Here is a 14,162-nt window from a genome sequence, read left to right as displayed (position 1 = left end):
CGTCTGCATGCTTCCGGATATGCGTCTGCATGCTTCCAGATATGCGTCTGTATGCTTCCAGATATGCGTCTGTACACTTCCCGGAATCCGCTGTCATCGATTATTGGACTTCCCTGGTCTTCTGGGTGATTCTGAAGATTACAAATTCAGCTGGCTTCACAGGAGCCACGCCGATGATACAAATCAGCCTTCCGTTATCAATATCATCCTGGCTCATGGTAGCGCGTCCGATGTTCACGAAAAACGCCTGATCTGGCGATGTCCCGACCAGGGAACCGCCTCTCCACAGGTTGGTCAGGAACACCTCTATGGTCCTCTGTACCCTTACCCACAGCACCTCGTCATTGGGTTCAAATACAGCCCAGTCCGTATTGGCCTTAATGGTTTCCTCGATGAAAATAAACAGCCTGCGGACGTTGATGTACTTCCAGTTTCCATCGCTGCTGGCTGTCCTGGCGCCCCAAACCCGGATACCCTGCCCCGGAAATGCGCGTATCAGGTTCACACCCTTAGGATTCAGGATATCCTGCTCACCTTTGTCAAACTGCACATCCAGTCCCACACAGCCCCGCACCACTTCGTTGGCGGGGGCCTTGTGCACGCCCCTGGTGTTATCGCTCCTGGCATAGATGCCCATCACGGAACCTGATGGCGGTATGGAAATATTCCGCTTGTCCAATGGGTCAAATACAGTAAGCCACGGATGATAAAGAGCCGCGTAGGTAGTATCGAAAATATTCCTGTGGCTGAGGATATCCTGCACTTTTCTGGATTCCCTGGGAATATCCAGCACCGCAAACCGGCTGGCCAGGTTCTCACAGTGGGACACCAGAGAAAGCTGCACATTGGAATCCGTAATCCCGGGGACCGCTATAATGGATACCACATCATTATCCACAAAAGCCTGGATACCGGTACGCCGTCCGGCTCCGTTGTCAACACCTATGAACTCAGTGGCGGTCATGCCAAGGGCATTGCCGTTGCTGCCTCCCTCAAAATCAACAGATACCAAGGCAGCACCGCCATCGGCCAGCTGTTTGAAAGGAGGGATGAATTTCCCAGTACCGCCTGCGCCTTCCCCGCTGACATCGGATCCGTCCCCGCCCTCTCCGGCCGTGCCGCTCCCTGCATTCCCGTACTGTATGGCCACTGAAATCAAATCTGATTTGGCTGTGTTCTTCTCCACAAAATTTGCAGTGTTGATATTAAATGATAGGTTATCATACCTCTCCACGATATCCTCAAACCGCACTTCCATGTTAAACTCACAGGTAGTGATGACCTTTTCCGGCAAAAGCTGTCTGTCCGTCACATCCATATCAAACTCCTTCTCAAAGAAGATGATATTGTCCTCACTCTTTACAATCCGGTTATAAACCGACTGTTCCCCGTCCGAGAATTCCACCACATCCCCGGCCCAGAAGCCGGCTCCATTCTTCACCGCATAACACCGGCCGGTTGATGTCTCCAGAACCTCCATTATCTGTGTCTTAGCCTTGCTGGAAGAGGAAATCACAACTTTCAGGCGGTTTCCCCACATTCCCGGGTTCCTGGCCGTCATCACCAGCACCGGATGTTCCCTGTTTGGAAGCGCACCCTTTGCACAAGCCGCATCCCCCGGCGCCACCCTGGCAATAAATGCCCTGGCACCTCCATTGATAAAGAAATGCTCCACCGCATACGACAGGAACCGGTAGTCCCCGTACTCATCAGCCGACAGATATCCCCCATAAATCCGCTTAAAATCCGCGAAATTGGTTACCAGCCGCGGAGGCCCTTCCACCGGTCCCCGCTCCGCCATTCCTATGAAGCCTGCCGTGCTGGTCCCCACTCCCTCCATGGGTTTGCCTCCTGAGTCGAACTCCTCCACATATACTCCCGGTGATAAATACTCTGCCATGAAATACCTCCCTTATAATGGCACAGTCTGAAAGACTGCTAAGTTATCTGTTTCCATATCACGGTCGGACGGATACTTCTGGTGCCCCCTATCCCCCTATCCTTCATCCAAACCGTTCCGCCTCCTGTTCCAGGCTCCTGTCATCATTAAGAGCCTGTCCCCTGACCGCCTCTGTGGCCTGCACCCTGCCCTGCTTTTGCTGAACAACATGCCCAAGTTCATGCCCCGGGTGCATTTCCTGTCCCGCACCAAGAAATATCTGCCCGCCCTGGGCATGGGTCTGAAACTTCGCCTGCTTATATTCCTCCTGCATTCCCAGTATAACCTCCCTTCTTAACTTACATCAGATTGAACGTCTTATATTCCGCTTTAACTCTAATATAATACAATTCTATTGAAAATGTCACCCTTTTCAATAGAATCGAACCAATAACCCATATTTTAAGGCCAATGACTTTATTTACAAAGTCAGGCGGAATAAGCATTGCCATACATTATAAATTATAAATAAATAAGAGGGGATTTCAATATCCAGACAAAATGACCGGCTAATCATTAACAAGATGCGTTCCTTCATCCGTTCCTTTTATCGGGGTAGGCCCTCCCTGATTTTGGAACAGATTACAGTGATATCATATGGATTAACAACCTGACCCGTCAGTATCCCTACGGATATTACAGCGTTTCTTCCAGCCTGTTTAAAATGCCCAGACCGCAGCAATACCGGATTACCTTCAGCCACAGACATCTCATGTCCCTGACCCCGGACGCCTTTGCTGTAATCTGTGAATACAATGTTCCTTCCCAGAACGAACCGGAGCATCCATACTGTTCCAGTTTCATCCGGAACATGTACCAGGACCATCCGGAACATGTACCAGGGTTATCTGAAGCTGGTATGTGTACACATATCACCCGCTTCATCCACTTCTGTTTCCATTGGGTTCCTCTCCATATCCGGCCGTCATGCCGAAGTATACCACATATGCACTGAAGATATCGCGTACATCGAGGCGTCCAACACATACAGCAATATGTGCTGCTGTTCTGGCCGGATACTGGCCAGCCAGTCCGTCAGCAGTATGGAGAAACATCTTCCTTCCTATTTCATGCGCACCCACCACAGTTTCATTGTAAACCAACAGTATGTGCGGCATATCTACCGATATGATATAGGCTGGAGCAGAGCAATGGGACACAGCTTCCGACTCCAGAAAGGCCGTGTATGAAGGTGGTGTGCTGGCTGAAGACATAGGACGGATTTGCGGACAGGCCCATATACATCAAAACGCCAGAAAGCCCGCACTATATCAACCCGTGCAGGCTCCCTGTCCATATCTGCGTATCTTCCGTTCAATCATTTTTCGTCCTATAGAATCACTCCATCCGACAGAATCACTTCGTCCGGCCAATCTTTTCGCTGTAAATTTCATACTGCCGCTGAGCATTTTCCTTAAACGGCGCACTGACCGTAAACTCCTCCCCGTCAAACAAGGTTACCATCCTGACGCTGAACGTTGCCACATACCGCAGGTTTACTGCATAGGACTTATGCAGCCGGATGAATCCCGCCTTCTCCATGTCAATTTTGGAAAACAGATTTTCGATGGTAGAATAACAATGATACGTGTGTGTGTCGGTTACAATTTTAACCCTTCGGTTATCACCCTCAAAATACTGGATATCCTTTAACGGGACCCGATACACGGTCCGGCTGGACTTAAACTCAAAAATCCCCGTATCTCCCTGTATCCTCTCACACGCCTTACAGAAAATGCTTTGAAATTCCTCAATCTTAAACGGCTTCTTTAAAAAATGAAAGGGCTGGAACTGAAACAGCTCCAGAGCGTATTCGTCTCCATATCCGGACATATATACAATCATGCTGCTGTCATTATTAAGCTCTTCGCGGATAAACCGCCCCAACTCAATCCCGCTGCAGTCCTTCATGATGATATCCAGAAAAATCAAATCGAAATACCGTTCCTTCAGAGCCTTTTCAAATTCCTTCCCTGTGTTGAATACCTCTGCCTCCAGTTTCCTTCCTTCTTTTCTCCATTTCCTTATATAATCTTCCAGCTGGTTACATAGCTGTATGTCATCGTCGCAAATTGCTATATGTATCATAATACTTTCCCCGTACTGCTAAATTTATTTATGATATTTTACACCCCCCTGTACCATTTTGTCCATATATGTTGAAAACAGTCGCTTTATTGTAGAAATTTCACTTTCCTCTGCTAATATACAACAGCGCCTGGACATGTATACGCTGCCAATCCAGATGAATTGCAGATACATTTCCAAGCGCTGTTCACGGTTATATTTGAAAAATTCCCTCTGCCAACCATGCATCCCTGCATTGTCACACGCTTATCATTTTTACCCTCCTAATGTAACATCCTGATCCGAATACCACTTTAACGCAGCCTCCACATGTTCTTTCCTGAAATCCGGCCAGTAGTCATCCACCACATATATATCCGAATACACAGACTGGACCGGAAGGAATCCCGACAGCCTGCGACGGCCGCCCCAGCGGATTACAAGGTCAATCCGGGAAACATCGGCTGTTCTGAGTACCGGTCCGATTGCAGCGGAAGCAGCCGGCGCTTTCCCTGAATTATCCGGTTTGAATCCCACATCCCACTCCCAGCTGTAATTAACCAGAAAATTAATCCTCATTCCGCCAGCCCCGAAATCGTGGCGCCTGGTATAAGGAAGGAGTTCCGGCGGAAACATAGGGGACTGGGTATTTCCCAGCACAAGCAGGCTGGCATCCTCCTTTGACAACTCCTCCACAGCTGCCACACATGCTTTTGTAAACGCCTGGCGCTGGGTGCTGGGACGCTGGGTGTTATCCACGGTAAATCCATAAAAAGACATTTCCTCAATCCCCAGTTCACGGCACATATGATATAGCGTCATCCCCGGTGAAATACCGTGTCTGTATCCGTCCTTTTTTTCCATTCCCCGGTCCAGGGCCCACCTGCGGTTCCCATCCGGTATGATCCCAATATGCTTCGGTAATCTCATAATCTCTCCTCCATTTCCGGCGGACTGCCGGTAATATATGGATAGTATGGGCTTTTATGGAAAATATATACCTGATGGGGCGCGAATGCGGGTATGGTGGTCCGTATAGTATATCATTGTAGTCTTGGTAATTCATTTGAAAGCAGCATTCTGCCATTTCCAATCAATCCGAGATAATAGCATCCGGATAATCCGTAATGATATTATCGGTTCTAGCCTTCCTGCATTTCTCCACGGAAAACTGGTCATTAACCGTCCAGGCAATGACTTCCTTACCCAGTTCATGAATACGGTTCACGGTATCCGGTTCAATCAGCTCAATGCTGAGGACAAAATTATCCGCACTCGTATAAATCTCCGGCTGCGCAATGGGTTTTGAGCTGATAAGACCGGTCTTGATTTCTGGCTCAAATATTTTCACCATTTGCAGACAGCCATAATTAAAGGAGGTTATCATGCATTGGTCCATCATTTCCCGTTGACGTATTAAATCCACCAGGCGGGGAATGAATGCCAGGTCCTGACCCTTCCTGTATTTAATCTCAATATTCAACATGATCCTGCCTTTACAGTAATCCAGAACTTCCTCCAGTGAGGGTATCCCAATACCGCTAAAGCTGGGGCCAAAGCGGCTGCCTACATCCAGACGGCGCACCTCCTCAAAAGTCAGTTCCCCTATTTTTCTGGAATCGCCTGCAACCCGCTTTAAATCCTCATCATGGAGTACCACCAGGATGCCATCCTTTGTAACGCCCACATCCAGTTCAATCCAGTCGGCCCCGCTTTCAATGGCCGCCTTAAATGCTGGTATTGTGTTCTCCGGTGCCTCTGATGAATCTCCTCTGTGGGCTGTGATTTCCACATTTTCATCCCAGCTTTCCATATTCCCATTCTGGATTTGCGCATCTTCGCTCCGAATTTGCGCATTTGTATTCCTTCCGTCTGAACTTATGTTACAGTTTTCCACATTCCCGTTCCAGGGTTCCGCTGCGCATGCGGCTATGGAAGTCTCACCCGCAATCATCAGTCCGCACACCACGGCAGCTGTTATCTGTCTGATATTCATCTTCATATAATGTCTTTCCAATCTATCTCTTTTTTATCACGGACTTCATAACCCGGGGCGTTATCTTCTCGTCCCCGCGAAGGCTGCCAATCAAAAAGGGCGAATCAGGATCATGCTGTCTCCTGTTCTCCTCCACCTGACGCGGGCTCAGGTTCGCATAGCAGTACCTGCAGAAATGTGCGCAGGTATGGTACGTTCCGATATCCACGCTCTTCACACAGCCGCATGAGGCCCTTTGTGTATCATCCTTTTTTACATCCAGCTGATGCCCCGTAATCGATGTGATAAGGCGGTCATCAATGCACTTTCCATTTTGTATTCCATATTCTTCCAGATTCATTTCCTCTGAACAGGTGCTGATTTTAATACCGTACCTGGCTGCAACCGGTCCTAAAACAGATGCCAGAAGGCGGATATCCTCCTGTCCCAGAGGTAAAACCCCCAGATATTCCATATTCTTTTTTATCCTGGAATACATGTCGAGAAAGCTGATTACGCAGGAGCCGGTATATCCGCAGAGAGCCCTGCACATTTTCTCAAACCACTCCATATGGTACTGGATTGTATAGTTTCCGCCAAGCAAAACAGGGTCATAACGCCACACAACACGCTCCTGCCCTATACGCCGGGACAGCCGACGGAATACCTTTATCATCTCATCCTTATCCGGGACCCCTGGTTCCAGGTCTGTTCCGTAAGCAGTAAGTGTGAACTGGAAATAATATGGATACCCCATATCATCCAGCATGGATAGCCGGTCCATCATAGGCCCCGGATTCTTGGTCCAGAACACAAAGCAGTCCACTGAATCCCGGTCCAGCCGCAGTTCGCTGACCTGCCTGGGATTCATGGGATTTCTCACATAAACATACTTTTCCTCCAGACGCCGGAAAAACCAATCCGGGTAAAATGCCGGTATATCGGTTCTGCGGCTCACACTGACAATCATTTTCCCCTCTCCTTGTGCATGGACAGCAGCCTGTCCAGGTAAATGGACTTAAACTGCTTACTTGCCATGGCCTGCTTAATAGGAGGCAGGTCCAGGATGGCTCCGAACACAGCTGCCATGGCCCTGTGGTTGGCAAACGCCTGGTTATCAAAAATCAGGTTCTGCAGGGTCCCCTTTTCGATTGCCTGGAGCACGAACCGGTGCGTACTGTTTACCGGGGTTATAATCTGTTCCGGCCGTTTTTTAAGTTCAATCGCCTTGACACTGCAATTCCTGGCGCACACGCCGCAGCCCAGGCAGATGTCCCGGTCCAGAACAGGAATCCTTTTCCCATTTCCATCCGTTTTCATGGAAATGGCCAGTACCGGGCAGACCCTGGCGCATTTCCCACATCCCACACATGTCCCCTCCGAAATGTCCGGTATATAGTTGGTTGTGGCAACGGGCTGCATGGGGCTGAAATGCCGGGCCGCCTGCAGGGCTTCACAGCAGCAGCCACAGCAGTTACAGATAAACGCCGGATGTTCCCTGACATTTTCCCCAATCTGCACCAGATTGCTGGCATAGGAGCGCTCCAGAGCATCCAAGGCTTCTTCCTTGGAGATAAGCCGCGCATAATCCCCATGCTCTGCCAGGGAACGGGCCACATTGTCAAACGTCAGGCACACATCCCAGGGCGCGTCAATCTCACAGGGATGGCCTGCATGGGACATCTTATGGCGGCAATAACATAAACCAAGTCCAATATACTCCGCCTCCTCCACAATATGGGTGGCCCGCTCATAATCCAGGATGTGATTCATTTTATCATTGGTAAGGACCGGCTCCTGGACAAATACACGCCCCAGCTTTGTCTTCGTGGCGTAAAACAGGTCCTTGATGAAATCCTCCTCCACATTCATGTATTGGTAGTACAACTCACTCAGGTATTTCTGGTCAATGTCCCCCCTGGTCCTCATCAGGGCGAATTCAATGAATCCAGCCATTGGCGGCGGCATCACGAACTGACGGACCCCATTGTGCCAGGAGTCCACCAGCAGGGCCTTTTCACAGAGATGGTCCAGAAGTCGCTCTGCCTTATACTCAGATGTCTGCCATATCTTTGCAGCCTTTTTCACGGTAAACGGACGCACGGGAAGCAGCGCAACCCACTTGGCCTCCTTCTCCGAATATAGAACCTGTAAAATCTTATATAACGTCTCCGACGCCGGTGCGCCCTGGGTAAACCAGTTGATGCGGTCACTCAGGTTTTTGTAGGCGTCGCGGGTGGTCAGGTGTCCCATATGTTAGCCTCCTTTTTATTTGATTTCTGTGTAATATGTTGGTTCGATAGGACGTTTATAGCAAAGGCAGGGCTTCCATTGCTATTGGTTTGTTTTTTCATTATGGAATAGGGAAATGTCCATATATTGGACTGTATTTCGGTATTGTTTTGGCTGTGCTTTCCACTAGATTATTGACTAGCTTTTGGTGGATATTCTTTTTGTTGGAAACTGGGTGGGGGTATGGATATGGCCAATCGGATATTTATATCTGTTTCTTTTTACTAGGGAGTGGAGTTTATTGTGGGCGGAGGTGGGTATATGGGAGAGGATTATTATATTAGAGCAGTTTTTTGGCGGTGAGGAGGGGAGAGGTACGGAAAATTTAGGAGACCGTTTCAATGTTTATGTAAACTCAAAAAGCTGAAATAAGATAAGTTGATAGTTACGAAGGGCAAAGCCATCTTTCTAGATTTTTTACTATATGGTTACTCCATATTGTAGATACAATTTCAAGTCTTAATTGCTATACATTATTCCTTTATGCTTTTGTACTTTTATACTTTTGTATTTTTATGCTCTTGTTCCCTGTCTATTTGTCTCTCCATGCTTTTTCGTCCCTATGTTTTTCGCCCCTATATCCACCCCACAAAAAATCAATATGCTTTTACTCCCCTATGCTTTTGTCTACGATTGTTTTTCTCCCCTTGCGCATTTGCGTCTCTTTGAATTCATACTACTATATTTTGGTCTCCCTATACCTTTATCTGCCTATGTCTTTTATCTCTATGACTTTATATCTTTCTGTTTATACGCCTTTATCATCTTACGCCTCGTTTATTATGTGTTTTGTCCATTCTTTCTATATTCTATATTAAGACATCGCTTACATTCTTTTATTACATAATAACGCTACTGTCATAGGCATACCTATTAATCTATTATAGTATATGTGGGTTATTATGTAATCTTAATTTTGAGCAGGAAATTAGACCGTTTTCTGTAATGATTTTTTAATATTTACATGTTGACTTTGTTTTCATTTACTTTTTATGTTGGATATCCCTATTTTCAGTGTTCCATTATTTTTGGTGATTCATCATTTCTAGTATTTCATTTTAGGTATTTCTTTCTGCAAACATTAGACATTTTCGTGGTTATACGTTACAATAAAAATGATAACTAAACTTTCATCCATTAGTTCAATTCCTATGGAAAGGAGTAATTCTATGTTAAAAAAAGTATTCGCAATTCCCATTTTAGCAGCATGTCTGACCGTTGGTGGTTTTATCAGCGCCTCTGCTCAGGAAAAATCCATCACTTCCGTATCCCTATCCTTTTCCTGGGATAAGTCCCCCAAGGGCGGCGATATTGTAGGCAACATCTATGCCAATTCCAGCAGCAGCCAGTATAAGGTTGAGGGGACGGTATATCTCAAAGACGATGATACCTGGATTTTCGGCGAGCGCCCTGAGGCTGAGGTTGAATTATCTGCGCAGGACGGCTACCGCTTCTCTGACATTAAGAAAAATAGTTTTACCCTGTCCGGTCTGGGTATACAATATAAAGAATCCCACATTGAATCAGACGGAAGCTCACTAATCCTGCAGGTTTACCTTCCTGAAATATCCGGTAATCTGCCTGTGAGTACAGCTACAAGCTGGAGCGGCGATACTGCTGTGTGGGACGAAGTTGAGGGTTCAGAAAAGTATGAGGTGAAACTGTATAAAAATAACCGCCTGCTGGCCATAGCAACAGAGACAGCCTGTTCTCATGATTTCAGTTCTTATATCAATACAGAAGGCAGTTATACATTTAATGTACGCGCACTCGGCACCTATACAACAGAATCCAGCGGTTGGTCCGCCGACTCCGATGCCAAGGTCCTGACCCGTGAAGATGCATGGTCCCGTGGAAATGGTACATGGGAAAAAGCTTACTCTGGCTGGAAGTTTAAGTATGGGGATGGAACTTATGCAACAGACTGCTGGAGAATCATTAATGATAAGTGGTATTATTTTAATTATAATGGATATATGGAATCTGATTGCTATGTGAAGTCCAATGCAATTGAGATGTATTATTGGGTTGGAAGCGATGGGGCCTGGATGCCGGAGTGGGATACGGCGGTGCCGGATAGAGGGAGTTATCGGGTTGTGTCGTAAGAGGGATTAAAAACACTGCCAAATGGCTTTCAGCCACAAGGCAGTGTTTTTTGAGAGTATCCTAAAGATTGTGTAAACCTCCAAACTGATGTAAGATAAAATCACACAGTTTGGAGGTTTTATTATCGCAAGAAAAAACGACACACCACAGAAAGCTGCTATGCGGGAGCTCATGAAGGGCTACTTAAAACAGAATAATGTGAAAATCAAAGACGGTACCGATGTGAATGCAATCATGAGGGACATGATGTCGGTCATTCTGGAGGGTGTTCTGGACGAGGAACTGGGCTATTCCAAATACGATTACCGCAACAAGGATACGGGTAACAGCCGCAACGGACATTCCCAAAAGACCATGCATACCAGCTACGGCAATATGGGGCTTGATATACCCAGGGACAGGGCCGGGGAGTTTGAACCGCAGGTCATCAAGAAATATCAAAACACGGTCACTCAGGACATGGAGGAAAAGATCATCTCCATGTACGTAAAAGGGATGACTACGGATGGCATCGGGAGCCACATGAGGGAACTCTACGGGATTGACATTTCCGACAGCACCATAAGCCGTATCACAGACAAGATACCCCCCATCGTAAAAGAGTGGCAGGAACGCCCTCTGGATGAGATATACGCCGTTGTATTTCTGGATGCAATCCATTACCATGTACGCAACGAAGGACGCATTGCAAAGCAGGCGGTATACATCGCCATAGGGATTGGCATGGATGGAAGGAGGGATGTCCTGGAGATGTATGTAGGGCAAAATGAAAGTGCAAAGTTCTGGCTGTCCATCCTGAACGGATTGAAAAACCGCGGAGTAAATGATATCCTGATTGCATGTGTAGGCGGCCTGACGGGATTCCCCCAGGCAATCGAAGCGGTATACCCCAGACAGGGATTCAGCAGTGCATCATCCGTCAGATTCGGAATACAACGAAATTCATATCCTACAAAGAAATCAAGCCGCTGATGGCTGATTTAAAGCGGGTATATACTGCACCGACAGAGGATGCCGCCTTGGGTGCCCTGGAAAATCTCAGTGAGAAATAGGATGGGAAGTACCCCAAGATATCGGAATCCTGGAAAGAGGATTGGGCAGATCTGTCAACATACTTCAAATATCCAGAAGCGGTGAGACGCCTGATATACACGACAAATACGATAGAGGGGTTCAATCGCCAGCTACGGAAAGTGACAAAGTCAAAGACGGTATTTCCTTCTGATGACAGCCTGTTAAAAATGCTATATCTGGCGATGATGGACATCACGAAGAAATGGACCGGGCACCGCCAGGATGAATATTACGGTGCGGCGGAGCCGCCAGTCCAGTGTGGCGAGAGCCACCTGTCCGGACTAACGGAGCCACCTGTTTTGTTACTTAGATTGTGCCGGATTCAGACCGTATACCTCCCTCATCGAGAAATCTTTGGTCGGATCAATGCTTTCAATATCGATTTTGTATGAATCGTAGGATATACGATCCATGATGGCGTCTGCAAGGGTGCTTTCACCACCACAGATCTGCTGATACCATTCACTTTCTCGGAACTGAGAGCAAAAAATCGTAGAGGATTTTTTCCATCTCTTATGGATCAGTTCAAACAGGTTTCTAGCTTCATCTTCTATGGGTTTCAGCAGCAGCCATTCATCGGTAATCAGCAGTACTGGCTTGATGTATTTTTTCATAGTGGCAGCAAATGTGCCATTATCTCTGGCAGCCTATAAGTCCAGTAATAAATCCGGAAGGCGTACATATTTTACCGAATAGAAATGCCTGCAGGCTTCCATACCAAAGGCACAGGCCATGTAGGTTTTACCGCTTCCGGTTGCTCCGGTAATAAAGATGTTGCGGCATTCGGTGATGTATTCACAGGTTGCCAGTCTGCCAATCAGTGTTTTATTCAGTTTGCGACCGGACTGGTAGTCAATCGCTGCTATACCTGCATCGGGCTGTTCCAGTTCTGATGAACGGATTAGCCTTTTCAGCCGGTTATTCTTGCGGATGCTGTATTCAACATCGACCAGCATACCGAAACGGTCCTCAAACGGAACTTCCTTCATGCTGCTGTCATCCATCTGGCTACGGAATGCATCTGCCATGGAAGTAAGACGCATTTCAATAAGTTTATCGGGTGTACTTTGATTTGTCATGATTATATCCATTCCTTTCGCTTCGCTCAGGCACAAAACGTAATGAAAATGTTTTCCTGAGCTTATTTCTTTGTTATAATTCTTCTTTGTAGGAAACTCGGTATACTACAAATCACGGGGAGGTGAGTGGGCTTCCCGGCTTTCCGGATGACCGAATGATTATATGTGTAGTCCGCCTTTTCAAGCACAAATAAGTGTGACATCAAGCACGTAATCTTATCTTTGTTTAAACAATCTCGTTTATGGCTTAGGCGTTCCGTCAATGCCGTCTTTCCCTATAATCTTTAGTGAACCTCTCCGGTTCTGAAAGGAGTCCCTATGGCTTTAAAAATCGTGTACAAAGTCTGCTGTGGCATTGATGTCCACAAGACTTTTGTCGTCGCCTGCATTGTTTCTACTGACAAGCAGGGCGTCACTTCTTACGAGCGCCATCGTTTTTCTACCTACACGAAAGGTCTGAAAGATTTGTTACAATGGCTGCTCGACCGTAATTACAAAGACGTCTGCATGGAATCTACCGGTAAATACTGGATTCCTATTTATAACATCCTTGAAAAGGATTGTTCGATTGTCCTTGCCCATCCGAAATATGTTAAGGCTATCCGTGGAAAGAAAACTGACAAGAAAGATGCCAGATGGATTGCTGACCTGTTTAAGCATGACCTTGTTGCCGGAAGCTTTATGCCACCTGCTGATATCCGCCAGCTCCGTGACCTTATGCGTTACCGGTTCAAACTGACCTGTTTCAAGTCAAGCGAAAAAAATCGTCTGCAGAACTGTCTCACGGTTTCCAATATCCAGTTGGGAAACGTTGTTTCCGACACCTTCGGCAGATCTGCTCAGGCTATACTGGATCAGATTTTAGAAAACCCTGAAGATACTTCCTTTGACCTTGAGCCCCTTGTTTTCAAAAGTTTAAAAAAGAAACTTCCCGAACTGCGTGATGCCATTGACGGCTATATCACACCGGAACAGGCAGGAAAACTTAAGGTAATCAAAGCTCATTATGAAAGCCTTGAATCCCGGAAAGCAGAACTTGAAGAACTCATTCTTGCGCTCGCCGCTCCCTGTCAGCAGGAACTTGCTATTCTTCAAACCGCTCCTGGTATCAGCAGTGATTTTACTGCCATCGGAATCATTTCCGAAATCGGTACCAATATGGAGGCTTTTCCTTCGGCGAAACACCTATGCTCATGGGCTGGTCTTACTCCAACCAATAATGAAAGTGCAGGGAAGAAAAAATCTGTCCGGGTTTCCAAAGCCGGATGCTATATCAAATCGCTTTTAGTACAGTGCGCTAACGCTGTTGTTAAAAGCTCAAAGCATCCTGAAGTGCATAACCGTTATCTCCGTCTCAAAAAGCGTCGCGGTCACAAGAAAGCAATCATTACAATCGCAAGAATGCTTCTTAGCGCATTATACCACATGTTGAAGAACGGTGAAAACTATAATTCAGAACTTTATAGGAAATCCGACCTGCCTCCGGTTGACCGTGAAATAACGGTAGAACAGGCAATCCTTATCGCAAGAAATCAGGGTTATAAAATCAAATCAGCAACTGCATAACCTTAACTTCTCAATATTCAATTTTTAAAGTGGCCACCGAAAGATGGCTTATTTGTTGTACGTT

11 protein-coding genes and 2 pseudogenes are annotated in these 14,162 nt (G+C 46.7%); 4 read left to right on the top strand and 9 right to left on the bottom strand.

All coding sequences use genetic code 11. From position 1 onward, the window contains the following. Window positions 1-100: 100 nt before the first annotated feature. The 3 genes from MCJ35_RS29495 to MCJ35_RS29485 form a co-directional block, all read right to left on the bottom strand. Window positions 101-1,900, bottom strand: a complete 1,800-nt coding sequence (locus MCJ35_RS29495) for a phage tail sheath family protein (protein ID WP_025483914.1) — start codon at window positions 1,898-1,900, stop codon at window positions 101-103. Window positions 1,901-2,003: 103 nt separating this feature from the next. Continuing rightward, window positions 2,004-2,213 (bottom strand): hypothetical protein, encoded by a 210-nt coding sequence (locus MCJ35_RS29490; RefSeq protein ID WP_008726332.1) that lies wholly within the window; start codon window positions 2,211-2,213, stop codon window positions 2,004-2,006. A 362-nt stretch (window positions 2,214-2,575) separates the two neighbouring features. Further along, window positions 2,576-2,752, bottom strand: coding sequence for a hypothetical protein (locus tag MCJ35_RS29485; protein ID WP_162158526.1), 177 nt, complete (start codon window positions 2,750-2,752; stop codon window positions 2,576-2,578). A 20-nt stretch (window positions 2,753-2,772) separates the two neighbouring features. Between MCJ35_RS29485 and MCJ35_RS29480 the strand changes: the two genes are divergently transcribed. Beyond that, on the top strand, window positions 2,773-3,129 hold the full coding sequence (locus MCJ35_RS29480; RefSeq protein ID WP_162158527.1) for a LytTR family transcriptional regulator DNA-binding domain-containing protein: 357 nt from the start codon (window positions 2,773-2,775) through the stop codon (window positions 3,127-3,129). A gap of 166 nt (window positions 3,130-3,295) precedes the next feature. Here MCJ35_RS29480 and MCJ35_RS29475 read toward each other — a convergent pair whose 3' ends face one another. The 5 genes from MCJ35_RS29475 to MCJ35_RS29455 all read right to left on the bottom strand — a co-directional run bounded on the left by MCJ35_RS29475 (window position 3,296) and on the right by MCJ35_RS29455 (window position 8,234). Beyond that, entirely contained in the window at window positions 3,296-4,027 is a 732-nt protein-coding gene (locus MCJ35_RS29475) for a LytR/AlgR family response regulator transcription factor (RefSeq protein WP_008726325.1), read from the bottom strand. 255 nt (window positions 4,028-4,282) lie between these two features. Continuing rightward, window positions 4,283-4,936, bottom strand: coding sequence for an undecaprenyl diphosphate synthase family protein (locus MCJ35_RS29470; protein ID WP_025483918.1), 654 nt, complete (start codon window positions 4,934-4,936; stop codon window positions 4,283-4,285). 163 nt (window positions 4,937-5,099) lie between these two features. After that, window positions 5,100-6,008, bottom strand: a complete 909-nt coding sequence (locus MCJ35_RS29465) for a glycerophosphodiester phosphodiesterase (protein WP_025483920.1) — start codon at window positions 6,006-6,008, stop codon at window positions 5,100-5,102. Window positions 6,009-6,024: 16 nt separating this feature from the next. Further along, window positions 6,025-6,951 carry a DUF1848 domain-containing protein gene (locus MCJ35_RS29460; RefSeq protein ID WP_025483922.1) on the bottom strand — a complete coding sequence of 309 codons (927 nt, stop codon included), beginning with the start codon at window positions 6,949-6,951 and terminating at the stop codon, window positions 6,025-6,027. After that, a complete protein-coding gene (locus MCJ35_RS29455) occupies window positions 6,948-8,234 on the bottom strand; it encodes a 4Fe-4S dicluster domain-containing protein (protein ID WP_025483923.1) in 1,287 nt (428 codons plus the stop codon). Before MCJ35_RS29455 ends, MCJ35_RS29460 begins: the two co-directional genes overlap by 4 nt. Window positions 8,235-9,442: 1,208 nt before the next feature. Between MCJ35_RS29455 and MCJ35_RS29450 the strand changes: the two genes are divergently transcribed. Together MCJ35_RS29450 and MCJ35_RS29445 are read left to right on the top strand one after the other, a co-directional pair. After that, the gene (locus MCJ35_RS29450) at window positions 9,443-10,378 is read left to right on the top strand and encodes a hypothetical protein (protein WP_025483925.1); all 936 of its coding nucleotides are present in this window, start codon (window positions 9,443-9,445) and stop codon (window positions 10,376-10,378) included. A 124-nt stretch (window positions 10,379-10,502) separates the two neighbouring features. Then, window positions 10,503-11,677, top strand: a pseudogene (locus tag MCJ35_RS29445) (IS256 family transposase); the annotation flags it as partial. A 78-nt stretch (window positions 11,678-11,755) separates the two neighbouring features. Here MCJ35_RS29445 and MCJ35_RS29440 read toward each other — a convergent pair. Next, window positions 11,756-12,532: pseudogene (locus MCJ35_RS29440) on the bottom strand (ATP-binding protein). A gap of 318 nt (window positions 12,533-12,850) precedes the next feature. Between MCJ35_RS29440 and MCJ35_RS29435 the strand changes: the two are divergent. After that, the gene (locus MCJ35_RS29435) at window positions 12,851-14,098 is read left to right on the top strand and encodes an IS110 family RNA-guided transposase (protein WP_025483928.1); all 1,248 of its coding nucleotides are present in this window, start codon (window positions 12,851-12,853) and stop codon (window positions 14,096-14,098) included. The last annotated feature ends 64 nt before the right edge of the window (window positions 14,099-14,162 follow it).

This window comes from Enterocloster sp. OA13 (assembly GCF_022440595.1).
GTDB classification, from domain to species: Bacteria; Bacillota; Clostridia; order Lachnospirales; family Lachnospiraceae; genus Enterocloster; species Enterocloster hominis.
This window is presented reverse-complemented; position numbering and strand designations above follow the sequence as displayed.

Coding starts and splice junctions, on each gene's coding strand:
- MCJ35_RS29495 (WP_025483914.1), bottom strand. CDS start 1,900: ATGGCAGAGTATTTATCACCGGGAGTATATGTGGAGGAGTTCGACTCA.
- MCJ35_RS29490 (WP_008726332.1), bottom strand. CDS start 2,213: ATGCAGGAGGAATATAAGCAGGCGAAGTTTCAGACCCATGCCCAGGGC.
- MCJ35_RS29485 (WP_162158526.1), bottom strand. CDS start 2,752: ATGTTCCGGATGAAACTGGAACAGTATGGATGCTCCGGTTCGTTCTGG.
- MCJ35_RS29480 (WP_162158527.1), top strand. CDS start 2,773: ATGTACCAGGGTTATCTGAAGCTGGTATGTGTACACATATCACCCGCT.
- MCJ35_RS29475 (WP_008726325.1), bottom strand. CDS start 4,027: ATGATACATATAGCAATTTGCGACGATGACATACAGCTATGTAACCAG.
- MCJ35_RS29470 (WP_025483918.1), bottom strand. CDS start 4,936: ATGAGATTACCGAAGCATATTGGGATCATACCGGATGGGAACCGCAGG.
- MCJ35_RS29465 (WP_025483920.1), bottom strand. CDS start 6,008: ATGAAGATGAATATCAGACAGATAACAGCTGCCGTGGTGTGCGGACTG.
- MCJ35_RS29460 (WP_025483922.1), bottom strand. CDS start 6,951: ATGATTGTCAGTGTGAGCCGCAGAACCGATATACCGGCATTTTACCCG.
- MCJ35_RS29455 (WP_025483923.1), bottom strand. CDS start 8,234: ATGGGACACCTGACCACCCGCGACGCCTACAAAAACCTGAGTGACCGC.
- MCJ35_RS29450 (WP_025483925.1), top strand. CDS start 9,443: ATGTTAAAAAAAGTATTCGCAATTCCCATTTTAGCAGCATGTCTGACC.
- MCJ35_RS29435 (WP_025483928.1), top strand. CDS start 12,851: ATGGCTTTAAAAATCGTGTACAAAGTCTGCTGTGGCATTGATGTCCAC.